The organism is Pseudomonas sp. ANT_J28, assembly GCF_008370005.1.
Taxonomy (GTDB): domain Bacteria; phylum Pseudomonadota; class Gammaproteobacteria; order Pseudomonadales; family Pseudomonadaceae; genus Aquipseudomonas; species Aquipseudomonas frigoris.
In genome coordinates, this window is record NZ_VOBM01000056.1 from 1 (window position 1) to 21,241 (window position 21,241).

20 protein-coding genes, 1 tRNA gene and 4 pseudogenes are annotated in these 21,241 nt (G+C 58.5%); 12 read left to right on the forward strand and 13 right to left on the reverse strand.

All coding sequences use genetic code 11. The annotated features are described in order from the left end of the window. Positions 1–139: 139 nt before the first annotated feature. Positions 140–1,621 (reverse strand): glutamate--tRNA ligase, encoded by a 1,482-nt coding sequence (gltX, locus tag FQ187_RS27100; protein WP_149631823.1) that lies wholly within the window; start codon positions 1,619–1,621, stop codon positions 140–142. Positions 1,622–1,840: 219 nt separating this feature from the next. Here gltX and FQ187_RS27105 point away from each other — a divergent pair, with 219 nt between their 5' ends. Further along, on the forward strand, positions 1,841–2,890 hold the full coding sequence (locus tag FQ187_RS27105; protein WP_149631824.1) for an HlyD family secretion protein: 1,050 nt from the start codon (positions 1,841–1,843) through the stop codon (positions 2,888–2,890). After that, the gene (locus FQ187_RS27110; protein ID WP_149631825.1) at positions 2,880–4,430 is read left to right on the forward strand and encodes an MDR family MFS transporter; all 1,551 of its coding nucleotides are present in this window, start codon (positions 2,880–2,882) and stop codon (positions 4,428–4,430) included. The genes FQ187_RS27105 and FQ187_RS27110 overlap by 11 nt, the downstream gene beginning before the upstream one ends. A 126-nt stretch (positions 4,431–4,556) precedes the next feature. Here the strand turns inward: FQ187_RS27110 and uvrB are convergent, their stop codons facing one another. Next, positions 4,557–6,572, reverse strand: coding sequence for an excinuclease ABC subunit UvrB (gene uvrB / locus FQ187_RS27115; protein ID WP_149631826.1), 2,016 nt, complete (start codon positions 6,570–6,572; stop codon positions 4,557–4,559). A gap of 337 nt (positions 6,573–6,909) precedes the next feature. Between uvrB and FQ187_RS27120 the strand changes: the two genes are divergently transcribed. Both FQ187_RS27120 and FQ187_RS27125 read left to right on the forward strand, forming a co-directional pair. Beyond that, positions 6,910–8,106: an amino acid aminotransferase gene (locus tag FQ187_RS27120; RefSeq protein ID WP_149631827.1), complete on the forward strand. Its 1,197-nt coding sequence runs from the start codon at positions 6,910–6,912 to the stop codon at positions 8,104–8,106. A gap of 232 nt (positions 8,107–8,338) precedes the next feature. After that, positions 8,339–8,539, forward strand: a complete 201-nt coding sequence (locus FQ187_RS27125; RefSeq protein ID WP_149631828.1) for a hypothetical protein — start codon at positions 8,339–8,341, stop codon at positions 8,537–8,539. Here FQ187_RS27125 and FQ187_RS27130 read toward each other — a convergent pair. Then, positions 8,536–8,766, reverse strand: a complete 231-nt coding sequence (locus FQ187_RS27130; RefSeq protein WP_149631829.1) for a hypothetical protein — start codon at positions 8,764–8,766, stop codon at positions 8,536–8,538. The two genes, FQ187_RS27125 and FQ187_RS27130, sit on opposite strands and share 4 nt — an antisense overlap. 227 nt (positions 8,767–8,993) lie before the next feature. On the opposite strand from FQ187_RS27130, the gene FQ187_RS27135 reads away from it, so the two are divergent. From FQ187_RS27135 to FQ187_RS27150, 4 genes and pseudogenes are all read left to right on the forward strand, one after another. Next, positions 8,994–9,069 (forward strand) — tRNA-Asn (locus tag FQ187_RS27135). A 163-nt stretch (positions 9,070–9,232) separates the two neighbouring features. Continuing rightward, positions 9,233–9,403, forward strand: a pseudogene (locus FQ187_RS27140) (integrase arm-type DNA-binding domain-containing protein); the annotation flags it as partial. Between the two features lie 120 nt (positions 9,404–9,523). Continuing rightward, a pseudogene (locus FQ187_RS27145) lies at positions 9,524–9,986 on the forward strand (class I SAM-dependent methyltransferase); the annotation flags it as partial. Beyond that, positions 9,983–10,486, forward strand: coding sequence for a DUF2878 domain-containing protein (locus FQ187_RS27150; protein WP_149631830.1), 504 nt, complete (start codon positions 9,983–9,985; stop codon positions 10,484–10,486). The pseudogene FQ187_RS27145 and the gene FQ187_RS27150, both read left to right, overlap by 4 nt. A 1-nt stretch (position 10,487) precedes the next feature. Here the strand turns inward: FQ187_RS27150 and FQ187_RS27155 are convergent, their stop codons facing one another. From FQ187_RS27155 to FQ187_RS27185, 7 genes and pseudogenes are all read right to left on the reverse strand, one after another. Next, positions 10,488–11,012 carry a DUF3833 domain-containing protein gene (locus tag FQ187_RS27155; protein ID WP_149631831.1) on the reverse strand — a complete coding sequence of 175 codons (525 nt, stop codon included), beginning with the start codon at positions 11,010–11,012 and terminating at the stop codon, positions 10,488–10,490. A 19-nt stretch (positions 11,013–11,031) separates the two neighbouring features. After that, positions 11,032–11,583, reverse strand: a complete 552-nt coding sequence (locus tag FQ187_RS27160) for a chalcone isomerase family protein (protein ID WP_149631832.1) — start codon at positions 11,581–11,583, stop codon at positions 11,032–11,034. 271 nt (positions 11,584–11,854) lie between these two features. Continuing rightward, positions 11,855–12,433 (reverse strand): plasmid pRiA4b ORF-3 family protein, encoded by a 579-nt coding sequence (locus FQ187_RS27165; protein ID WP_057978970.1) that lies wholly within the window; start codon positions 12,431–12,433, stop codon positions 11,855–11,857. Between the two features lie 3 nt (positions 12,434–12,436). Further along, positions 12,437–13,940: pseudogene (locus FQ187_RS27170) on the reverse strand (IS66 family transposase). Positions 13,941–13,977: 37 nt separating this feature from the next. Then, complete coding sequence (gene tnpB / locus FQ187_RS27175) at positions 13,978–14,322, reverse strand: IS66 family insertion sequence element accessory protein TnpB (protein WP_020723502.1); 345 nt, start codon at positions 14,320–14,322, stop codon at positions 13,978–13,980. Continuing rightward, positions 14,319–14,696 (reverse strand): transposase, encoded by a 378-nt coding sequence (locus FQ187_RS27180; protein ID WP_057978966.1) that lies wholly within the window; start codon positions 14,694–14,696, stop codon positions 14,319–14,321. Before FQ187_RS27180 ends, tnpB begins: the two co-directional genes overlap by 4 nt. Before the next feature lie 104 nt (positions 14,697–14,800). Then, positions 14,801–15,688: a Rieske 2Fe-2S domain-containing protein gene (locus tag FQ187_RS27185; protein WP_256667458.1), complete on the reverse strand. Its 888-nt coding sequence runs from the start codon at positions 15,686–15,688 to the stop codon at positions 14,801–14,803. 7 nt (positions 15,689–15,695) lie between these two features. Between FQ187_RS27185 and FQ187_RS30615 the strand changes: the two are divergent. Then, positions 15,696–15,866 (forward strand): annotated as a pseudogene (locus tag FQ187_RS30615) (short-chain dehydrogenase); the annotation flags it as partial. A 408-nt stretch (positions 15,867–16,274) separates the two neighbouring features. Here FQ187_RS30615 and FQ187_RS27195 read toward each other — a convergent pair. Further along, positions 16,275–17,792: a nucleobase:cation symporter-2 family protein gene (locus tag FQ187_RS27195; protein WP_149631835.1), complete on the reverse strand. Its 1,518-nt coding sequence runs from the start codon at positions 17,790–17,792 to the stop codon at positions 16,275–16,277. A 184-nt stretch (positions 17,793–17,976) separates the two neighbouring features. Between FQ187_RS27195 and FQ187_RS27200 the strand changes: the two genes are divergently transcribed. From FQ187_RS27200 to FQ187_RS27210, 3 genes are all read left to right on the forward strand, one after another. Beyond that, positions 17,977–18,438, forward strand: coding sequence for a hypothetical protein (locus tag FQ187_RS27200; RefSeq protein ID WP_129442983.1), 462 nt, complete (start codon positions 17,977–17,979; stop codon positions 18,436–18,438). Then, a complete protein-coding gene (locus FQ187_RS27205; protein WP_134421716.1) occupies positions 18,435–18,887 on the forward strand; it encodes a hypothetical protein in 453 nt (150 codons plus the stop codon). The genes FQ187_RS27200 and FQ187_RS27205 overlap by 4 nt, the downstream gene beginning before the upstream one ends. Before the next feature lie 130 nt (positions 18,888–19,017). Beyond that, the gene (locus tag FQ187_RS27210) at positions 19,018–19,503 is read left to right on the forward strand and encodes a hypothetical protein (protein WP_149631836.1); all 486 of its coding nucleotides are present in this window, start codon (positions 19,018–19,020) and stop codon (positions 19,501–19,503) included. Positions 19,504–19,506: 3 nt separating this feature from the next. Here the strand turns inward: FQ187_RS27210 and FQ187_RS27215 are convergent, their stop codons facing one another. After that, positions 19,507–20,334: an arylamine N-acetyltransferase gene (locus FQ187_RS27215; protein ID WP_149631837.1), complete on the reverse strand. Its 828-nt coding sequence runs from the start codon at positions 20,332–20,334 to the stop codon at positions 19,507–19,509. A 112-nt stretch (positions 20,335–20,446) separates the two neighbouring features. After that, a complete protein-coding gene (locus FQ187_RS27220; RefSeq protein WP_149631838.1) occupies positions 20,447–21,241 on the reverse strand; it encodes an exodeoxyribonuclease III in 795 nt (264 codons plus the stop codon).

Consider the following 21,241-nt stretch of genomic DNA (forward strand, 5'->3'; position numbering starts at 1 on the left):
GAAGAAGACAGGGATTGATCAATCGAACTATGATTTTTCATGGACTCGCCCTCGCTGTCGTTGGCTGTTTAGACTGCCACCGTGGCGCATTGACGCCTCGGCTTGGGCGAGTCCATCCAATTACAGAGAACAGTGGGAATCAGGCGATGTTGCCCAAGAGTTTTTCCCACTCCTTGCTTTCCTTCTTCGACACGCCGCCCAGCAAGTCGATCGCCTGGCGCAGACGGAAACGGGTCAGGTCCGGACCGAGGATTTCCATCGCATCCAGCACCGATACCGAACTGGCCTGACCAGTGATGGCGGCAAACATCAGTGGCATGGCATCACGCAACTTCAGCTCCAGGGATTCGACCACCGCTTGAATCGTTGCGGTGATGCTGTCCTTCTCCCACTGACGCAGGCTTTCCAGCTTCCACAAAATCAACTGCATCAACTGACGCACCTGATCGCCCGACAGCTTCTTGGATTCAAACAGCTTGGCGTCCGGGTTCACGCCACCGGCGAAGAAGAAACCGGCCAGCGGTGCGACCTGACTGAAGGTTTCAACCCGACCCTGCACGTGCGGCGCGATCTTCATCATGTATTCCGGGTTCAGCGCCCATGTTTGCAGGCGCGAAGCGAACTCTTCCACCGGCAAATCACGCAGCCACTGACCGTTGAGCCACGACAGTTTCTCGATGTCAAAAATCGGCCCGCCGAGGGAGACGCGGCTCAGGTCGAAGTGGTCGACCATTTCCTGCAGCGAGAACTTCTCGCGCTCGTCCGGCATCGACCAGCCCATGCGACCCAGATAGTTGAGCATCGCTTCCGGCATGAAACCCATGCGCTCGTAGAACGTCACCGAGGTCGGGTTCTTGCGCTTGGACAGCTTGCTCTTGTCCGGGTTACGCAACAGCGGCATGTAGCACAGCTCTGGTTGTTCCCAGCCGAAGTACTCGTACAGCAGAATCAGTTTCGGGGCCGAGGGCAGCCATTCTTCGCCGCGCAGAACGTGGGTGATGCCCATCAGGTGGTCATCGACCACGTTGGCCAGGAAGTACGTCGGCAGGCCGTCGGTCTTCATCAGCACTTGCATGTCCATACGATCCCACGGGATCTCGACGTCGCCACGCAGCATATCCGGCACCACGCAAACGCCTTCGCTCGGCACTTTCATGCGGATCACGTGCGGCTCGCCAGCGGCCAGGCGGGAAGCGACTTCTTCCTTGGACAGCAACAGCGCACGGCCGTCGTAACGCGGGGTTTCGCCGCGGGCCATTTGCTCGGCGCGCATCTGGTCGAGTTCTTCGGCCGTACAGAAGCACGGGAAAGCGTGGCCCATCTCGACCAATTGCTGGCAGTACTTCTGATAGATGTCGCCACGCTCGCTCTGACGGTAAGGACCGTGCGGGCCGCCAACGTCCGGGCCTTCGCTCCAGTCGATACCCAACCAGCGCAGGGCGTCGAAAATCTGTTGTTCGGACTCGCGGGTCGAACGCAATTGGTCGGTGTCTTCGATCCGCAGGATGAACTCACCGCCGTGCTGCTTGGCAAAGCAGTAGTTGAACAAAGCGATGTAAGCGGTACCTACGTGGGGGTCCCCGGTAGGCGATGGCGCGATGCGAGTGCGGACGGTGGTCATGGCAAGTCTCGAAATGAAGATAAAACAAAGGGCGAATGGTAACAGGCGTTGCCCGCCCGGCTCCAGTGAGCAGGGCATTTAAGCCAAGGTTGCGTCTACAACGCGCTCTAGCCTCGGTGAATGGCCGATTATCAGCCGATGGCATTTACCCATCATTCGCTGTATGCCAGATTTGACCGCTGATAACTTCCCTTACAATTTCTCGACTACAGTCTGCCCATGCCTGCCCAACTCAAGCGTCGCCTGTTTATTTTCCTGCTGCTCGTCCTGCTGATTGCCGGGGGCTTTTTCGCCCAGTGGTTCTTCAAGGGGCGATTCTATGAAAGCACCGACAACGCTTATGTCCAGGGCGAGATCACCCGTGTGTCGAGCCAATTGGGCGCGCGCATCGAACAGGTGCTGGTGCAGGACAACCAGCACGTCGAGAAAGGTCAGCTGCTGATCAAGCTCGAAGGCGATGACTTCCACCTCGCCGTCGACCGCGCCAATGCCGCCCTCGCCACCCGTGAAGCCGAACGCGTGCAAGCCCGAAGCAAACTCACTCAGCAAGCCAGCCTGATCGCCGCCAGCGAGGCGCAAGTCGCATCCAGCCAAGCCAGCCTCGGTCGTTCGCAGATCGATTTGTCTCGCGCGCAGACCCTGCGCAAACCCGGCTACGTCTCGGAAGAACGGGTGACCACCCTCTCCGCCGACAACCACATCGCCCGCTCGCAAGTGACCAAGGCCCAGGCGGACGCCCAAAGTCAGCGCCAACAAATCAACTCCCTGGCCGCCGAGATCAAACGCCTCGACGCCATGATCGCCAACGCCAAAACCGATCTGGCCCAGGCCGAATTGAACCTGACCCGTAGCGAAATCCACTCGCCCATCAGCGGCCTGATCGGCCAGCGCGCCGCCCGCGAAGGCCAGTATGTGCAGGCAGGTGCTTACCTGATGTCGATCGTCCCGGATCAGGACATCTGGATTCAGGCCAACTTCAAGGAAACCCAGATTGGCCACATGCAGCCCGGCCAAACAGCCGAACTGACGTTCGATGCCTACAGCAACACGCCCATCGAAGCACGAGTCGACAGCCTGTTTGCCGCTTCGGGTGCGCAGTTCAGCCTGTTGCCGCCGGACAATGCCACCGGCAACTTCACCAAAGTCGTACAACGGATTCCGGTAAAACTGACCTTCGCCGCGAACAATCCGCTGCAAGGCAAGATTCGTCCGGGCATGTCGGTCACCGCCAAAGTGAACATCAAAGACACGCCTGACGATGGCCGGTGATCAACTGATCCGTCCGGTCGGCGAACCGACCCGGCGGGACTGGATTGCAGTAATGAGCGTGATGCTCGGCGCCTTCATGGCGGTGCTCGACATCCAGATCACCAACTCGTCGCTCAAGGATATTCAAGGCGCGCTGTCGGCGACCCTGGAAGAAGGCTCATGGATTTCCACCTCGTACCTGGTGGCGGAAATCATCATGATCCCGCTGACGGCGTGGCTGGTGCAGTTGCTCTCGGCGCGACGGCTGGCAGTGTGGGTTTCCCTCGGGTTTCTCGCCGCTTCCCTGCTCTGCTCCATGGCCTGGAGCCTGGAAAGCATGATTGTCTTCCGTGCCTTGCAGGGTTTCACCGGCGGCGCGCTGATCCCGCTGGCGTTCACCCTCACGCTGATCAAACTCCCCGAACACCACCGCGCCAAAGGCATGGCCATGTTCGCCATGACCGCAACTTTTGCGCCCTCTATCGGCCCGACCCTCGGTGGCTGGCTGACCGAGAATTGGGGCTGGGAATACATCTTCTACATCAACATTCCGCCGGGCCTGATCATGATCGCCGGCCTGATGTACGGCCTGGAGAAGAAAGAAGCCCACTGGGAACTGCTGAAAAGCACCGACTACCTGGGCATTCTCACGCTGGGCGTCGGCCTCGGTTGTTTGCAGGTGTTTCTGGAGGAAGGCCATCGCAAGGACTGGCTGGAATCGAGCCTGATCGTAACCCTGGGCAGCATCGCGCTGGTCAGCCTGATCACCTTTGTGATCGTGCAGACGTCCAAACCCAATCCGCTGATCAACCTCGGCATCCTGCGTAATCGAAACTTTGGTTTATCGAGTATTTCCAGCGTCGGGATGGGTGTCGGATTGTACGGCTCGATCTACCTGTTGCCGCTGTACCTGGCGCAGATCCAGAACTACAACGCCTTGCAAATCGGCGAAGTGATCATGTGGATGGGCGTGCCGCAGCTGTTTCTGATTCCGCTGGTGCCGAAGCTGATGAAGTACGTCTCGCCGAAATGGCTGTGCACGCTGGGTTTCGGGCTATTTGGATTGGCGAGTTTTTCATCGGGCGTACTGAACCCGGACTTCGCCGGGCCGCAGTTCAATCAAATCCAGATCATCCGCGCGCTGGGCCAGCCGTTGATCATGGTGACCATCTCGTTGATCGCTACCGCCTACATCTTGCCGCAAGACGCAGGGTCGGCGTCGAGCCTGTTCAACATCCTGCGCAACCTCGGCGGCGCGATCGGCATTGCCCTCCTCGCCACGTTGCTGGATGCGCGAACCAAGACTTACTTTGATTATTTACGTGAAGCGATTGTGCCGACCAACCCGCAGGTGGCCGAGCGCATGAAGTCGCTGACGGATCGGCTTGGCAGTGAGACGGCCGCGCTGGGCAAGCTCAGTGAAATTGCGCATCAACAGGCGTCGATCATGGCTTACAACGATGCGTTTCACTTTGTCGGGATTGCGCTGGGGGTCAGCATGTTGGCGGTGTTGTTGACCAAGGCGTTGCCGGCGGGGTTGAAGGCTGGAGAAGCACACTAGCTGAAAATTGTGGTGTTTCGTCGGACGCCTTCGCGAGCAAGCCCGCTCCCACATTTGACCGCGTCCGGCCGGACAAATGTGGGAGCGGGCTTGCTCGCGAAGAGGCCATAACAGCCACCGTAAGACTCAGACGGTAATCAACCGCTCACGCAACTTGCCAATCTCGTCGCGCATCTGCGCCGCGGCTTCGAACTCCAGGTCGCGGGCGAGTTGGTACATTTTCTCTTCCAGCGCCTTGATACGCTTGGCGATCTCGCCCGGTGAGCGCAGTTCGGCTTCGTACTTGGCGTTTTCCTCGGCGGCCTTGGCCATGCCTTTGCGCTTCTTGCTGCGCGAACCCGGCACAGTGGCGCCTTCCATGATGTCGGCAACGTCCTTGAACACGCCCTTGGGCGTGATGCCATTGGCCAGGTTAAAGGCGATCTGCTTGTCGCGACGACGCTCGGTTTCGCCGATCGCCCGCTCCATGGAACCGGTGATGCGATCCGCATAGAGAATTGCCCGACCATTGAGGTTGCGCGCCGCCCGGCCGATGGTCTGGATCAGCGAGCGTTCGGAACGCAGGAAGCCTTCCTTGTCCGCATCGAGGATCGCCACCAGCGAGACTTCCGGCATGTCCAGGCCTTCACGCAGCAGGTTGATCCCCACCAGCACATCGAAGGTGCCCAGGCGCAGATCGCGGATGATTTCGACCCGCTCCACGGTGTCGATGTCCGAGTGCAGATAACGCACTCGCACGCCGTGGTCGGCCAGGTAATCGGTCAAGTCTTCGGACATGCGCTTGGTCAGCGTGGTGACCAGTACCCGCTCTTCCAACGCCACGCGCTTGCCGATTTCCGAGAGCAAATCGTCAACCTGGGTCAACGCCGGGCGGATTTCGATTTGCGGGTCTACAAGGCCAGTCGGACGCACCAGCTGCTCGACCACGCGACCGGCATGCTCTGCCTCGTAATTGCCCGGCGTGGCCGAGACAAAGATTGTCTGCGGGCTGATGTTTTCGAACTCATCGAAACGCATCGGCCGGTTATCCAGCGCGGACGGCAGACGGAAACCGTATTCCACCAGCGTCTCTTTACGCGAACGGTCGCCCTTATACATGGCGCCGACCTGCGGCACGCTGACGTGGGATTCGTCGATCACCAGCAGGGCGTCAGCCGGCAGGTAGTCAAACAAAGTCGGCGGCGCCTGGCCGGATTCGCGGCCCGACAGGTAGCGCGAGTAGTTTTCGATACCATTGCAGTAACCCAGTTCGAGGATCATCTCGAGGTCGAAACGGGTGCGCTGCTCCAGGCGCTGGGCCTCAACGAGTTTATTGTTGGAGCGCAGGTAGTCCAAGCGCTCCTGCAATTCGACTTTGATCCCTTCGACGGCACCCAGCAGGGTTTCTCGCGGGGTCACGTAGTGGCTTTTCGGATAGAACGTGAAACGCGGCAGCTTGCGGATCACTTCGCCGGTCAGCGGATCGAAGGCCGACAGGCTCTCGACTTCGTCATCGAACAGCTCGATGCGGATCGCTTCGAAATCGGATTCAGCCGGGTGGATATCGATCACATCCCCGCGGACCCGAAAGGTCGCACGGGCAAACTCCATGTCGTTGCGGGTGTACTGCAAGTCAGCCAAGCGACGCAGCAATGCACGCTGATCGAGCTTGTCGCCGCGATCCACGTGCAACACCATCTTCAAATAGGTTTCCGGACTGCCCAGACCGTAGATGCACGACACCGTGGTGACGATGATCGCGTCTTTGCGCTCCAGCAGCGCCTTGGTCGCGGACAGCCGCATTTGCTCGATGTGGTCGTTGATCGAGGCGTCTTTCTCGATGAACGTATCCGATGACGGCACGTAGGCTTCGGGCTGGTAGTAGTCGTAGTACGAAACGAAGTATTCGACGGCGTTGTTCGGGAAGAACGCCTTGAACTCACCGTACAACTGCGCGGCCAGGGTCTTGTTCGGCGCCAGCACCAGGGTCGGACGCTGAATCTGGGCGATCACATTGGCGATGCTGAAGGTCTTGCCCGAGCCGGTCACACCGAGCAACGTCTGGTGCGCCAGCCCGGCTTCGATGCCCTCGACCATCAGGCGGATGGCTTCCGGCTGATCGCCGGCGGGCTCGAAGCGGGTGACTAGCTGGAATTCAGACATGAAAAACCTCTGGGTTCGCGCCTGTCCGGGCGAACCGGGCAGCAACGGGAAAGACCGCAAACGACCGATGTCGCCCGAGGAAAAAACTGGATTGTGCTCAATGTGGAGCCGATTGCCCGCGCTTTCAAGGCAAACGTCCTACATCGGGTAAAACCTTTGACGATGCCAATCGACTAACGGTCAAAAAATAATCGGAAAAACTTACCGTAAAAGCCGAATCGTCTGTCGCCATCAATCGCGGATGGCCTCTATACTAGCTCCCCGTTTGTGCACCGCTCTAGTGCATTCGGCTGGAGCGCGACACGTCCCTCCACTTTCCATTCAGAGCCGCCGCAAAATGAGCCTGTTCTCCGCTGTCGAAATGGCACCACGTGATCCAATCCTGGGCCTCAACGAAGCATTCAACGCCGATACTCGTACCAACAAGGTCAACCTGGGGGTCGGTGTTTACTGCAACGAGGAGGGGCGAATTCCACTCCTGCGCGCCGTTGTCGAAGCCGAGACGATTCGCGTCGCTCAACACGCTTCCCGTGGCTACTTGCCGATCGACGGCATAGCTGCCTACGACCAGGCCGTGCAAAAACTGCTGTTCGGCAATGACTCGCCACTGATCGCTGCAGGCCGCGTCATCACCACCCAAGCCGTTGGCGGTACTGGCGCACTGAAAATCGGTGCCGACTTCCTCAAGCAACTGCTGCCGAACGCCGTCGTGGCGATCAGCGACCCGAGCTGGGAAAACCACCGCGCGCTGTTCGAAACAGCCGGTTTCCCGGTTCAGAACTATCGCTACTACGACGCTGCGACCCACGACGTTAACCGTACCGGCCTGCTGGAAGACCTGAACGCCCTGCCGTCCGGTTCGATCGTTGTGCTGCACGCGTGCTGCCACAACCCGACCGGCGTGGACCTGAGCCCGGCGGACTGGAAAAACGTACTGGACGTGGTGAAAGCCAAAGGTCACGTACCGTTCCTCGACATGGCCTACCAGGGCTTTGGCGATGGCATCGACGAAGACGCCGCTGCCGTGCGTCTGTTCGCTGAATCGGGCCTGACGTTCTTCGTTTCCAGCTCGTTCTCCAAATCCTTCTCGTTGTACGGCGAGCGCGTGGGCGCCCTGTCGATCGTCAGCGAATCGAAAGAAGAAAGCGCGCGCGTGCTGTCGCAAGTCAAACGTGTGATCCGCACCAACTACTCCAACCCGCCGACCCACGGTGCAAGCATCGTCGCCGCCGTGCTGAACAGCCCGGAGCTGCGCGCTCAATGGGAAGAAGAACTGGCGGAAATGCGCCTGCGGATTCGCGGCATGCGCATCCAGATGGTCAACCTGCTGGCGAAAAACGCGCCACAACGTGACTTCAGCTTCGTCGGTCGTCAGCGCGGCATGTTCTCCTACTCCGGCCTGACGGTTGAGCAAGTGACCCGCCTGCGCAGCGAGTTCGGTATCTATGCCCTGGACACCGGCCGCATCTGCGTTGCCGCGTTGAACCAGAGCAACATCGACGTTGTGACCAAGGCCATCGTTGCGGTGATCTGAGTCGTCGAATGGTAAAAAAACGGGAAGCCCTTGGGCTTCCCGTTTTATTTGCCTCAGAAAATTCCCAGCGCAGCGAACGACCGCTCTAGACTGCACGCAGATCAAATGTGGGAGCGGGCTTGCTCGCGAAAGCGGCCGATCAGTCACATTGATGCTGAATGTGCCGCCGCCTTCGCGAGCAAGCCCGCTCCCACAAGGTTTTATGTACACCCGAGAATTTTTGAGAGCCGACATGAAAAACGATGACCTACGCGCCGACCGAGATGAGCTGGACCTCTTCGTGCCTCGCACCCCGGCCAAACGCAGTAACAACCTGGTGATGCAAGTCGCTGCCGGCGTGTTTCTCGGCGGCCTGGCCTTGTGGCTGGTGCAACTGGCCGCAACGATGTTGTACGCCAAATTGATGGTCGCCACCGTCACCTTCGGCGGTTAGGCCAGTTCGGTTGCGCGCTGGCTGGCAGCGTCGTCATAGGCGACGTAGAGCGATTCGGCGACCTGGCTTTTGATGGCCTTGGCGCTTTCCAGGCCCAGGACAAACCCTTCGGCCTTGCCCCCGGCACGGTTCAATTCATCAGCGCTGCTGGCCTGAGTGATTGCGTCGAACAGTTTTTCGGCGTGAGGGCCGACGCCTTTGGGCAGGCTGATCTGAGCGATGCTCATGCGAACACCCCATTATGGCAAGGTGTGTTGGTTGGGTGATTCATGGCGCTTACCTTTTCGGCGAATGGCCGGCAGCGCGTGTAACCACTTCCGGGCGGCCATGGTAGACCTCTGAGGCGATTCTGGTAACCGCCCACGGTCGATAAACCACCGTCCGTCCCCATGAAGCTGCCAAGTGGCTAACAGGTGCTTGACTTCTCTTTTTGAATCAGTAACATACACGCCATTCCGCGATAGCTCAGTTGGTAGAGCAAGTGACTGTTAATCACTGGGTCCCTGGTTCGAGTCCAGGTCGTGGAGCCAGACAAAGTTCCAGAGAAGGCTTCCAAAACCTCTGAAACCCCCGAAAAACCCGCCTTCTGGCGGGTTTTTTTCGTTTTGGCGTTCCGTCGGATCCCGGTGGGTACCAGCCGTTTTAAGGGTAGAGTTTGGGATAAAGGTCAGTTCGATAATAGGGAGTACCCTTATGTCGCGCACCACTGCTCCACTCCCCGATTCCGCTTGCCGTTCGGCCAAGCCCACAGACCGCGCCTACAAGCTTTTCGACGGCGACGGCCTTTACCTTCTAGTCCAACCCAATGGCCGCAAAGGCTGGCGTCTCAGATACGTCAAACCTGATGGCCGGGAAGGACTGACTGTAGTCCAAGATTTCCGCCGCACCCCCTTGGCGCTGATTGAAAACTGACCCCTGCCGATTGAAAATTGACCCAGGACGGATTGCTGATTTCTGTCCCAGCAATTGTGGATAAGCTTAGCAGTCGAGGCAGTCGGCCAACGCTTCCTGCCCACCTACTTCAAACAGTGCGCCAATGGAACACGGCCTGATGCTATTGCAGGCGATCACCATTCGAGACCAGCACTATGAGCATGCGAAAAAGACGGTCGACTTCATCTAGCGCTACATCTTCCCGGGCCGTGCCTTGCCTTCAGTGAGCGCCATGCTGCACAGCATCAGTCGCGACACCGACCTGAACCTGCACCACATGGAGGACTTCGGCCTTCACTACGCAAATAGACTTCGCCTTCGCCTGTGGCACTACAACCTGCGACGCAGCCGTCACAACCTGGAAGCATTAGGCTACGACCAGACGTTCTATCGCCTCTGGGAGTTCTACCTGTGTTACTGCGAGGGTGGCTTCCTAGAGCGAAGCATAGGCACCGCGCATCTTTTGCTCGCCAAACCCGGGACACGACCGCAGCCCTTCGGCCTAAAGGCGTGAGCGGGCGGGGCCATTTGTTGCTGAACGCTGGGCTGTTCCAACTCGGCTGGTTCGCCTGTGTGTTTGGTGCGCAAAGGCCGTGGCTGCTGCTGATTGCAATCGCCTGCCTAGCTATACACCTGATTTGGATTGCCAACGACCTTAATGAGTGGCGCAGTCTGTTACGGGTGGCAGCCTGCGGTTGGGTCCTGGACAGTGCTCTTTTGCACCTCGGGCTATTCTACTTTTCCGATGTCACTTTGGTTCTGCCGCTGTGGCTGGCAATACTTTGGCTGCTTTTCGCCAGCACTTTTCGTCACAGTCTGAGCTGGACAAAGCGACCCTGGTGGATGGGCAGCCTACTAGGAACCTTTGCTGGGCCTCTCTCCTATTGGGGCGGCGCCAGGTTGGCAGACGTAGGTCTACCGCTAGGTGTTTGGCCTAGCGTTCTGCTACTCGCATTGATATGGGCAATATTGATGCCGGCGTTGCACTGGATGGCCGGACACCATGCACGTTGACTCAAGGCTGCTTGCGGAAGAATAAGGTGATCTGGCCTACCTCCACCCCGAACTTGGTCATGAACGAGCGATTAATCATGGTGTTCTTGTCCATAAGGTACATCCAGTCGTCTAACTGAACCTGATACTCCTTGCCATCCACCGGTAGGCTCAGCACATATCTCCAGCGCAGTGTATTGCCTGCCACCTCACCAAGCGCCTCACCCACCACGTCACCAGCGGTTCCGCGCCATTGACTAGAACCAACTGGGGTTAGCGTCCACACCCGTTTTTGCTTAGTACCGTCGCTGTAAGTAAACGATTCGTCGAGGATCAGCCTGCTACCTTCGGAGTGGCCATTGATCTCCACGTGGAAGCGCTTGGTGACCTCGCCTGAACGCTTTTGAAACATCCCCCAGGCTTCAACCCGACCCTCGAAGAATGCTCGCAACTCAAGCGTGGGCGTCTCCTGGCTGTAGGTTTGCACATCCACCCGGCTGCAACTTGCAAGGCCAATGCAAAGCAGCAGTACCCCTATCTTCAACATGTGCAATTCCTCAACGGTCTCAGGGTTTAGCTGTACCCAGCAATTGGGCGCGCAGCTCCGGGTTGCGTGTTCGGGGGTCAAGCCAGATGGCAAAAAAGGCTTTGGCAAACGCATCATCCCTCACCACATGCTGTAGGTTCTCGCCGACGTAAAAACGTACGCCCTCTCCAGGCATGTAGACTCCGGTGATGCGGTCACCGGCACGCACATCGACAAACGCCTGCCGCATCTCCCGCTCCCAGCGGGCCATCAACTCTGAATTCAGGGAGTTGGGCGAAAGGCGACGAATTTCCTTGATGCTGGCCTCAACCAAATCATCGCGACTAATAGCGCGGCTGTAGGTCAGCTCCAGCGCAAAAGGCACATCTGCACCCAGCGGTTCACCAGCAATCAGGCGTGGGCTCCAGAACTGCGCGCTGTAGATGGAGAATCCGAATACGCGCATCTCCCCGCTACCCAACCGACGAGCATTGGGTAAAGCTTCGCGCCAATCAGCAAATAGTTCTGCGCTCTGGAGCATCAGAACAAAACAGATAGCGTGGTGGATTAAGCGGCCCGTCTGCCTAGTCATGCAAAGCCCTCGATATGACTCAATAGGCGCCTTTAAAAGTTATACCAGATAATTATTTTGTACAGCTAACGGCTCAAACAAACCTTGGCCCCACAAAAAAGGTGAACGACTTTTACGGGCTTCATCACGAAGGCCTGCAACGTTCGCCTTAGAGACGATCACTACAAATGAGGAGTTCATTAACGATGAGTATCGTGGTGCTCATGACACCGGAGTGATGTTTGCCCCAAGGTGAATAATCGTAACCGTCCGAGCTACACCGCCTTGAAACTCAGACCTTAATCTCCTTCAACCATTGATTGACGCGCTCCCATTCAAAAACCGTTGGATCGAAGGTACCGCCATGCCACTCCATCATGTCTTCATGCTCTGGGTGGTTGGGGTCAGCCATCACTTCAAGGAAGTCGGCATAACCTGGCCCACCGCCGATGTCTTCCGGCGGGCAAGCATTGGCGCCGTCGATGCAATACGGCACCTGAGGACATGCCACAGCGGGTAATTTCTTTTCAACTTTGATTCGGTGATCCCAGCCATCGCCGAAGTCATAGAGGTAGCGAAACGTCTTTTTCCCGTTCAACGCTTTGATCAGGGTTTTGCGGGCATCGGAGTTCACGGGTGGGCCCCATCCATCGGGGTCGGGAGTGCCGTAATTCTCTCCGGCAATTTCAAATTCATGCAGATGCCCACCTTCCCAGCCCATCGCGAACTGGATCACTGTGTGCAATTTGCTCAAAGTAATGTTCTCGGGCACCGCCACGCGGCGCCAGATGGCAGGTTCGATCCATTTCAATTCAATGTGCAGTAGCAACAAATCAGGCTCGGGTTTTAGCAAGCGAACATTTTTGGCCATGGATCAGGCAGCCTCGCAGAACTCAGTAAGTGTGAGAGAAACGTTCCAGGGCAGCAGTTCGTCGACCCGATTGATCGGGTAGTCGGCGATGCGCTCCAGCACGTGTGTCAAATAGGCTTGCGGGTTCAGGTCGTTGAGCTTGGCTGAACCCACCAGGCTGTAAATCGCAGCCGCTCGTTCTCCGCCGGCATCGGAACCGGCAAACAGGTAGTTTTTGCGGCCCAGCGCGACGGCGCGCAGCGCCCGTTCGGCGGCGTTGTTGTCGATTTCGATTCGGCCATCATCGCAGAAGCGCGTTAAAGCCTGCCACCGGTTGAGGGCATAGAGGATTGCACCGCCCAATGTCGATTTTTTCGACAGTTGAGCCAGCGTCTGGTTAAGCCACGCGTGCAGGTGCTCCAGCAGTGGACTCGCCCGACTTTGCCGAACCGTTTTTCTATGATCTGGCGGTTGTCCTCGGATCTCGCTTTCGATGGCATACAGGGCCGCAATCCGTTGCAGCGCCTCGCCAGCAAGTGGTGAAGCCTGGTCTGTGTAGACATCGTAAAACTTGCGGCGGACGTGAGCCCAGCAGGCAGCTTCCTGAATGGTGCCTGTAGCATACAGCTGAGCAAAACCGGCGTAGCCATCAGCCTGCAAGATCCCGCTGAAGCCCTTGAGATGAGCACGGGGATGTTGCCCCTTGCGATCCGGCGAGTAGGCAAACCATACAGCCGCCGGCGTCGTGTAACCGGCAGGTCGGTCGTCCCGCACGTATGTCCATAGGCGAGCCGTTTTGGTTTTGCCGTTGCCCGGCGCAAGTACACCAATCGGCGTGTCGTCAGCATGGACTTTATGGCCGCTCATGACATGACGCTCAAGGGCGTTGATCAGCGGCCTGAGCAATTGACTGCTCTGGCCGACCCAGTCGGCCAGAGTTGAGCGCTCCAAATCCACGCCCTCACGGGCGTAGATCTCGCATTGTCGATACAGTGGCAAATGGTCAACAAACTTGGAGACCAGCACGTGGGCCAGTAGCCCAGGGCCTGCAAGGCCTCGGGCTATCGGGCGACTCGGCGTCGGTACCTGAGCGATGTGCTCGCAGCAGCGGCAAACCAGCTTCGGGCGAACATGGCGGAACTTTGAAACGCGCTGGGACGTACTCCAGCACCTCAGACACATCCTCCCCCAAGTGGCGAAGTTTCCCACCACAACCAGAACACTGTGATTCGGGCTGATGGACGTGAATTTCGCGAGGCAGGTGTTCAGGTAATGGCTTGCGCCGAGAGACAGGGCGAGGTGGCGGTTCGGTTGGCGGCGTCAGTTCAGTCTGGCTGACTTGCAACTCTTCAAGACTCAGTTGGAGCTGATCGATCATCGCGTCCAGTTGCTCGGAGCTGCGACCAAACTGCATACGACGCAGCTTGGCGATCATCATTTTCAAACGCTCAATCTCTGCCCGCTGGGCAGAGACCAGAGCCTTCAAGGCTTGAAGATCGTTAGGCAGGGAGTCGGTCGCGAGAGTCATGACCGAATGTTACTTGGGATTTTTTCAGCGTGGCAAGTCAGACCGCGAGGACGGGTGCTGTACGAATTGGCCTGCGCCAATCAATGCCTTCCAACAGCATCGACAACTGCGCAGCCGTCAGCGACACGCTGCCGCTGGTTGCTTGCGGCCAGACGAAGCGTCCTTGTTCCAACCGTTTGCAAAACAGACACAACCCGTCGCCGTCCCACCATAGCAATTTGATCCGGTCACCGCGCCGTCCGCGAAAAGCAAAGATCTGACCGGAGAACGGATCGGCTTCAAGCTGAGTCTGCACCAATGCCGCCAACCCATCGAAGCCACGGCGCATGTCCGTGACACCGGCAGCGATCCAGATGCGGGTTCCAGCGGGCGGGGCAATCATCGCAGTAACTGCTGCAAGACGGCTTGCAGCGTCTGCGGATCTGGCGTGCCAGTGATGCGCAGCTTGGCTTTTCCCGCCTCAACAACGATCACGGAATGACACTCTGGCGGTGACTGAATGACTTGCGGTAAATCTATTGGCACCTCGATCACCTGGACAGGCAAAAGCGTTGCACTCTGGCTGACCGGGCCGAACAAGCCCTCTTGATATTGCTGCCGCCAGCGAAACACCAGGTTGGCATTGACGTCATGTTCGCGAGCGATCAACGACACGGAGGCGCCAGACTGGAACGTGGCTTCGACAACTTTGCGTTTGAACTCTGGCGGGAAGTTGGGGCGGCGACCGGGTCGACGGGCTGGGGCAATGATATCCAAGATAGCGTCCACTAAAAAATGATGGACACTATTTTTGCTAATTTTGGAGGATCTCAGGAGTGGGTACTGGCCGGACGGTTACGAATAATCCGCCGCGCGCAGCGCTATTCGTGTTCGTGTGTGATGTCTACGACCGGAATAGGCTCAATCGCCCAGGAACGAATATTACGACGCTCGGGGCTGGGTACAGCGCATGCCTTGCGTCCCGTAAACTCTCGAGCCAGACGCTCGTCATCAATCCGCCAGCCTCGCTGCTCCAGCGCCTGCACTCTTTTTCGGAAGGAAATCTGAAGCGCATCGGATTTCAACGAAACCTCCTGCTGCCATGACTCCGGCACTCGCTCGGGACGCACGTTTTTGAGCACGGCATGATCTTGCTCGAATATCCGAATATTGCTGGCAACAAACCTTCGATCAAGTAGTCGAGATCGGAGAAATGTTCTTCCCACCATCCACCAGGTTCGTGTGCGGTTAGCGTCGATGGGGACGTGAGCCGAGACGATGTAGATTCGCCAGCCATTCGGTAGCTCGAGCTTCAGCGTCGCGCACGGGCCGGACAGATGAAACGAGCCATGTACAAACGGTGCATACGCAAAATCGAGGCCGTTTTCGATCACACGATCCCAACTTGCCTCCCAATCGAAATGACCGGATACCACGCTTACAGCTGAATCTTCGACCCAGTCCAGCGTCGGTAGAGGTGGCCGTCCTGGCGCCGGCAGGTCACCCAAAAAAGCCCAGATCCAACCATAGCGCTCCAATGTCGGATACGCGTCGATCCGAGCCTTCGCCGGAATGCGCAGGTGCGGCTGTGCCGGAATGTGAGTGCAGATGCCATGCGCGCCAAGACGCCAACCGTGATAGGGGCATTGCACGCTGTCGCCCACTTGGTTGCCGGCAGACAGAGAGCCACCTCGGTGAACGCAAATATCAGAAAGCAGATGTGCTTTTCCCTGGCTGTCGCGGAAGGCATTGCCGACGCCATTCAGCACATCACCCTTTCTGCCCTTGCTTGACCCTCGTGGCGCGATGGCGGTGCTCTCCGCCAAGGTTGGCAGTATCGGCGATAACTGTTTGGGCGGCTGGTATGCCTATCGTGCCTCGAAGGCAGCGTTGAACATGCTGATTAAAACGGCTGCGATCGAACTAGCGCGAACGCGCCCTCAGTCGCCGTACTCAAAAACCCCACCGGCTCACTCATTCTCGAGCCGAGGAACGAGCGTCGTGGTTTCGGTTACTACGTCGTGACCTGGTATCCCAAGAGACGTGCTGAAGGCACCTTGGTCGGCACCATTGCCAAACCAGATTCCAGGCAATAAAAAAGGCGCCCTAGAAGGACGCCTTTTGAATATTTCGAGGAGTAGTCGCAGCGATTCTTTAGCTCCAGACCACCAATGACCTTGGGTTCAGAATCCGACCGGCATGCCAGTCGTCACTACTTCAGAGGGAGCCAGCTTCTCTGCTGCCAACTAGGTGGGGGGCCAAGCCCAAGGATGCGCAATTGCAGACCTCGGTTCAGATCTTCAATCATGACTGGAGCGAGTGTCAACCTGCCTCTCGATCCGCCCTTGAGTGCAGTCAGACATGCTCACTGCTTTTCGCAGGCACCGAGCGCGGTTCCGCCGGTCCATGGTCCGCCTCCACCACCGGAATCTCATTCCCGTCGCAGTCACGCAGTTTGCCTTCGCTGAAATAGTCCCCCTCGCGCAACGCTGCCAGGTCCTGATAACACAGGACGCGCTCAGTACCGGCCGCGAACACCGACTGCTGATCGGAGTTACCGGCAGTGAGGTGGTTGAAGGCTAGGTTCAGCACGATGGCCATGATCGCCGACGAGCTGATGCCCGAGTGGAAGATCGTGGCGAACCAGCTTGGAAAGTGGTCGTAGAAGTTCGGCGCAGCGATGGGGATCATGCCGAAGCCGATGGAGGTGGCGACGATGATCAGGTTGACGTTGTTGCGGTAGTCGACCTTGGACAGCGTACGAATACCGCTGGCCGCCACGGTGCCGAACAGCACGATACCGGCGCCGCCGAGGACAGAAGTCGGTACAGCGGCGATGACACGGCCCATAAACGGCAGCAAACCGAGGATCACCAGAAACAACCCGCCAGTAGCCACCACAAAGCGGCTCTTGATCCCGGTCACCGCCACCAGCCCGACGTTCTGGGCGAACGCGCTTTGGGTGAAGGAGCCGAAGATCGGCGCGATCATGCTCGACAGCATGTCGGCGCGCAGGCCGTTGCCCAGGCGTTTGGAGTCGACCTTGGTACCGATGATTTCACCCACCGCGAGGATGTCGGCCGAGGTTTCCACCAGGGTTACCATGACCACGATGCACATCGACAGGATCGCGGCGAAGTGGAAGGTCGGCATGCCAAAGTGGAACGGCGTCGGGAAGCCAAACATCGGGCCTTGAGTGACAGATGAGAAGTCTGCCATGCCGAGGAACACCGCAATCACCGTGCCTATAACCATCGCCAACAGAATCGACAACCGGGAGATGGTCGCGCTGCCGATCTTGCTCAACAGCAGCACCAGCGCCAGCGTCACCGCCGCCAGACCGATGTTCGCCATGCTGCCGAAGTCCGGGGCATGACTGTTACCGCCCATGGCCCAGCGTGCAGCGACTGGCATCAGCGTCAGGCCGATGGTGGTGATCACAATGCCCGTGACCAGCGGCGGGAAAAACTTGGTGATTCGCGAGAACACCGGCGTGATCAGCAGGCCGATCAACGACGCGGCAATCACCGCCCCGAGAATCGATTGAAACCCGCCCTCCCCGCCGCTGCTGACAATCGCCACCATCGTCGCGACACCAGAGAACGACACGCCCTGTACCAGCGGCAATTGGCAGCCGAAAAACGGCAAACCCAGCGTTTGCAGCAATGTCGCCAAGCCCCCCGCAAACAGTGAAGCAGCAATCAACAAACCGATGTCCGCCGGCGAGAGCCCGGCCGCCTGGCCGATGATCAAAGGCACCGCGACGATGCCGCCGTACATGGTCAGAACGTGTTGCAGGCCGTAAGCCATATTCGCGCCGATCCCGAGATTTTCGTCCTCAGGCCGTTGGTGTGAAACATGGGGCGTTTTCATGATTAGGGGGTTCCCTGGTTTTTGTTATGCGCACACTGTATGCAAGACTCAGGACAAATGTCTATAGAGTTGTATACAACTCGCCAGTCAGATTATGGACACATGGCCATTTCACACCGGAGACTTGCGCCGCAGCTTCCCTGATAAACTCTGCCGCTCCGCACCCTGGCGGACAATTACGGACATGGAAGCCGCCACCTTGAATGATCGCTCAGCACTCGAACACCTTACCCAGATCCTGCCCCTGACCTTTGGCGCGTTTTGCACCGTGGTCGCCGTGCAAGCCCTGGCCATTGCCCTGCCCTATGCCATGGATTCCCCTGATCTGGAGATTGGCCTCTGGGTTGGCGTCGGCGTCTTTTTGCCTTTTTTGGTCGGTGGCGTGTTCTTTGGCGTGGTGCCCGTGCTCGTGGGTTTCACGCCGCTGTACGCCTGGCTCAGCGCCAAGGGTTACGCCAACTGGGTGACTGGCGTGTTGGCTGGGGTGGCGATCGCCGGACTGGTCTGTCTTCACCCTAAATGGCGGTTGCTGTGGATGTTCTGGCTAATCGATGGCGCGGCAGTCGGGCTGATCACCCACTGGGCGTGGCGCCGAGTCCAGAAAATCCAGCGTGACGCAACATCCCGGGCCCTCTCACGACCATGAACACCGTGGAGCGATTTACCCTTTGGCGGCCTGAAGACCCCGACGACCCGAGCCCCGACACATCACCGGTGATCATCGACGGCCACCGCTCAGCGCTGGTCATTTCTGGTCGCACGCTGCTGCGCCAATACGAAACCGCGTCCGGCTATCTGTTGGTGACCGACTTCGATTGCCCCTTTGAAGAAGCCGTGTGCTTTTCGCTGATCAGTAAAGACCTTCAAAGCGTATTGGGCGAACACCTCGTCGGATGCCTGTACAGCTCGTACTATCTGGCAGAGCTGGTATGGCTGGACGAGGTACACTTTTTCGCGACCTTCGCCGGCCTGGTCGATTACCGGTTTTACTTCACGATTCGCCAGTTCGGCATTCCCTGGATTTACCCGAGACTGGGTGTGGCGTGCAGGCGCTTTCATCCCAAGAGCGGAACGTGGCGGCGGGATATTCGTTAAAACGCGAGCCAGCGAGACTCTTAACCGGCAGCCCCTTGAAGTCAAAATCTCCCGGCAACATGACGCAAGGCAAGACGTGCACTACCTTGATAGAGGTACGCTCTCACTGAGACCACGATAGGACATCGACATGAGCAAGGCTGACCAACTCGCCGCGAAACTGAAGCAAACCCAGCAGTCCAGCGCCGACGAGACACTCTGTGCAGATCACCAAATAGACAGCTGGCCTGCGCAGGTTTACGACCTGTACCACCTCATCGAAACCTGGCTGGCGCCGCTCAGCGAAGCCGGGCTGAACATCCGGCGAGTGCCTACGCACGTCTTCGAGCGTCATCCCGAAGGGGCGAGCTACGACTACGCCATCGACCAGTTACTGATTGAAGGCAACCACCACAGCATCACCTTCGACCCCGTCGCTCGTTTCACTGAGGATGGTGCCGGACGGGTCGAAATCCGCACCCAGGCAAAGGCTCTTTCGATGCTGCGAACCGTGAACGAACACGGCGAGACACAGTGGTGGCTGCAGGCGATCGATCAACCCGGGCAACAGCCGGACGCGATTGCCATGACCGAAGACAATCTGCTTTCGGTGGTGCAGGAGGGACTGCAGCTGTGAGGCTCAGGGTTGTTGAATAAGCCCTTCAATAACCCGGCGCAACGCCGTCTCCCGCGGCACCCGAATACCGAACTCACTGCGCAACAAATCCATCAATTCATCCACATCAGTCACCTGCCGCCGCTCAGTCTCACTGCCAATCCGATGAATCGCAAAACTGCCGTTGTTCAGCGTGCGGCGCCACCCTTCGCCGGTGCGCGCCACCATCAGCTGCCTGGCGAACGACGATTCGGGGTGGGTCGAGACGTACCAGTTGCCAACGGCGTAATCGATGTCTTCCTGGCGCTGCAAATCGAAAATGTACATCGCCCGCCATTCGCCGGCGACGTTGGCGCGCAGGGTGTAGCCATCCTCGTGCTGTTCGATGCGATAGGGTTCGTGGGGGGTGAGCTGTTCGGCCGGGGTATCGAGCATCAGCGGTGCCGTGGGCACCATGCCGCCGAAGCCGACGTCAGTGATGTAGCGAACGCCGTCCAGGGTTACCAGGCTCAAGCGGTGTGTACGGGCGGTCCATGCGCCTTCGGGTTGGCCCATGACCACTCGGCCGGTGATGCCGCGAGCGTCGAAGCCCAGTGCCTGGAGCAAGGCCAGGAACAGGTTGTTGAGTTCGTAGCAGTAACCACCGCGACCGTCATGCAGGACCTTTTGCTCGATGGACGGCAAGTCAATAAGCACCGGCTGACCCGACAACGTGCTGAGGTTTTCGAACGGGAAGGCGCCGGTGTGGCGCAGTTGAAGTTGGCGCAGGGTTTCCAGGGTCGGCGCCGGAGGCGCGTCGAAGCCCAGGCGTTGCAGGTACAACGCAAGATTGCTCAGGTGTGGCTCGCTCATTGCTCAGTCCTTATGCAGGGGGCCGCGGATTTCTCCGCCGATGGGCGCCATGTATAAGGGATAAAGCGGCTCGACTGACAATTGATTTAGCCAATCGGCGCACACGTAAAGATCAACGCCGCTTGCGCGAACTCAACCGAATCCACGTCGGTGCATGATCACTCGCGTGGGGCTCGTTGCGAACCCAGGCATCGACTCCGGCCTCCTGCAGATAAGGACTCACCGCCGGGTTAAGCAACAGATGATCGATGCGCAGCCCTGAGTTCTTTTGCCAGTGCTGGCGAAAATAATCCCAGAAGGTATAGAGCCGATCCTCCGGATACAGATGGCGCAAGGAATCGGTCCAGCCCTGGGCCAGCAGGCGCTGATAACACTCGCGGCTTTCAGGTTGCAGCAACGCATCCTTCAGCCAGGATCGCGGGTTGTAGATGTCAAGGTCGGTGAGCACCACGTTGTAGTCACCGGCCAGCACCACGGGATGCTCACTGGCCTGAAGAGTCTGCGCGTAGTGGATCAGTCGTTCGAACCACGCCAGCTTGTAATCGAACTTCGGCCCCGGCTGCGGGTTGCCATTGGGCAGGTACAGGCAGCCCACCAGAATCCCGTGCACGGCGGCCTCCAGATACCGGCTGTGGGTGTCGCTGTCATCACCCGGCAGGCCTCGACGACTCTCCAGCGGCTGAGCATCCCGCGCCAGAATCGCCACGCCGTTCCACGAAGACTGACCTTGCCAGATCGCGCCGTAGCCAGCGGCCTCAAGCTCGGCGGCTGGGAAAGCACTGTCGACCGACTTGAGCTCTTGTAAACAGGCGATGTCTGGCTGCTCTCGTGCAAGCCAGGCCAGCAAGTTGGGCAGTCGGGCGCGCATGCCGTTGACGTTGAATGTCGCGATTTTCAGGTTCTTCAT

Excerpts from the sequence above, each read along its gene's own strand:
- gltX (WP_149631823.1), bottom strand. The coding sequence starts at position 1,621 with ATGACCACCGTCCGCACTCGCATCGCGCCATCGCCTACCGGGGACCCC.
- FQ187_RS27105 (WP_149631824.1), top strand. The coding sequence starts at position 1,841 with ATGCCTGCCCAACTCAAGCGTCGCCTGTTTATTTTCCTGCTGCTCGTC.
- FQ187_RS27110 (WP_149631825.1), top strand. The coding sequence starts at position 2,880 with ATGGCCGGTGATCAACTGATCCGTCCGGTCGGCGAACCGACCCGGCGG.
- uvrB (WP_149631826.1), bottom strand. The coding sequence starts at position 6,572 with ATGTCTGAATTCCAGCTAGTCACCCGCTTCGAGCCCGCCGGCGATCAG.
- FQ187_RS27120 (WP_149631827.1), top strand. The coding sequence starts at position 6,910 with ATGAGCCTGTTCTCCGCTGTCGAAATGGCACCACGTGATCCAATCCTG.
- FQ187_RS27125 (WP_149631828.1), top strand. The coding sequence starts at position 8,339 with ATGAAAAACGATGACCTACGCGCCGACCGAGATGAGCTGGACCTCTTC.
- FQ187_RS27130 (WP_149631829.1), bottom strand. The coding sequence starts at position 8,766 with ATGAGCATCGCTCAGATCAGCCTGCCCAAAGGCGTCGGCCCTCACGCC.
- FQ187_RS27155 (WP_149631831.1), bottom strand. The coding sequence starts at position 11,012 with ATGTTGAAGATAGGGGTACTGCTGCTTTGCATTGGCCTTGCAAGTTGC.
- FQ187_RS27160 (WP_149631832.1), bottom strand. The coding sequence starts at position 11,583 with ATGACTAGGCAGACGGGCCGCTTAATCCACCACGCTATCTGTTTTGTT.
- FQ187_RS27165 (WP_057978970.1), bottom strand. The coding sequence starts at position 12,433 with ATGGCCAAAAATGTTCGCTTGCTAAAACCCGAGCCTGATTTGTTGCTA.
- tnpB (WP_020723502.1), bottom strand. The coding sequence starts at position 14,322 with ATGATTGCCCCGCCCGCTGGAACCCGCATCTGGATCGCTGCCGGTGTC.
- FQ187_RS27195 (WP_149631835.1), bottom strand. The coding sequence starts at position 17,792 with ATGAAAACGCCCCATGTTTCACACCAACGGCCTGAGGACGAAAATCTC.
- FQ187_RS27200 (WP_129442983.1), top strand. The coding sequence starts at position 17,977 with ATGGAAGCCGCCACCTTGAATGATCGCTCAGCACTCGAACACCTTACC.
- FQ187_RS27205 (WP_134421716.1), top strand. The coding sequence starts at position 18,435 with ATGAACACCGTGGAGCGATTTACCCTTTGGCGGCCTGAAGACCCCGAC.
- FQ187_RS27210 (WP_149631836.1), top strand. The coding sequence starts at position 19,018 with ATGAGCAAGGCTGACCAACTCGCCGCGAAACTGAAGCAAACCCAGCAG.
- FQ187_RS27215 (WP_149631837.1), bottom strand. The coding sequence starts at position 20,334 with ATGAGCGAGCCACACCTGAGCAATCTTGCGTTGTACCTGCAACGCCTG.
- FQ187_RS27220 (WP_149631838.1), bottom strand. The coding sequence starts at position 21,241 with ATGAAGAACCTGAAAATCGCGACATTCAACGTCAACGGCATGCGCGCC.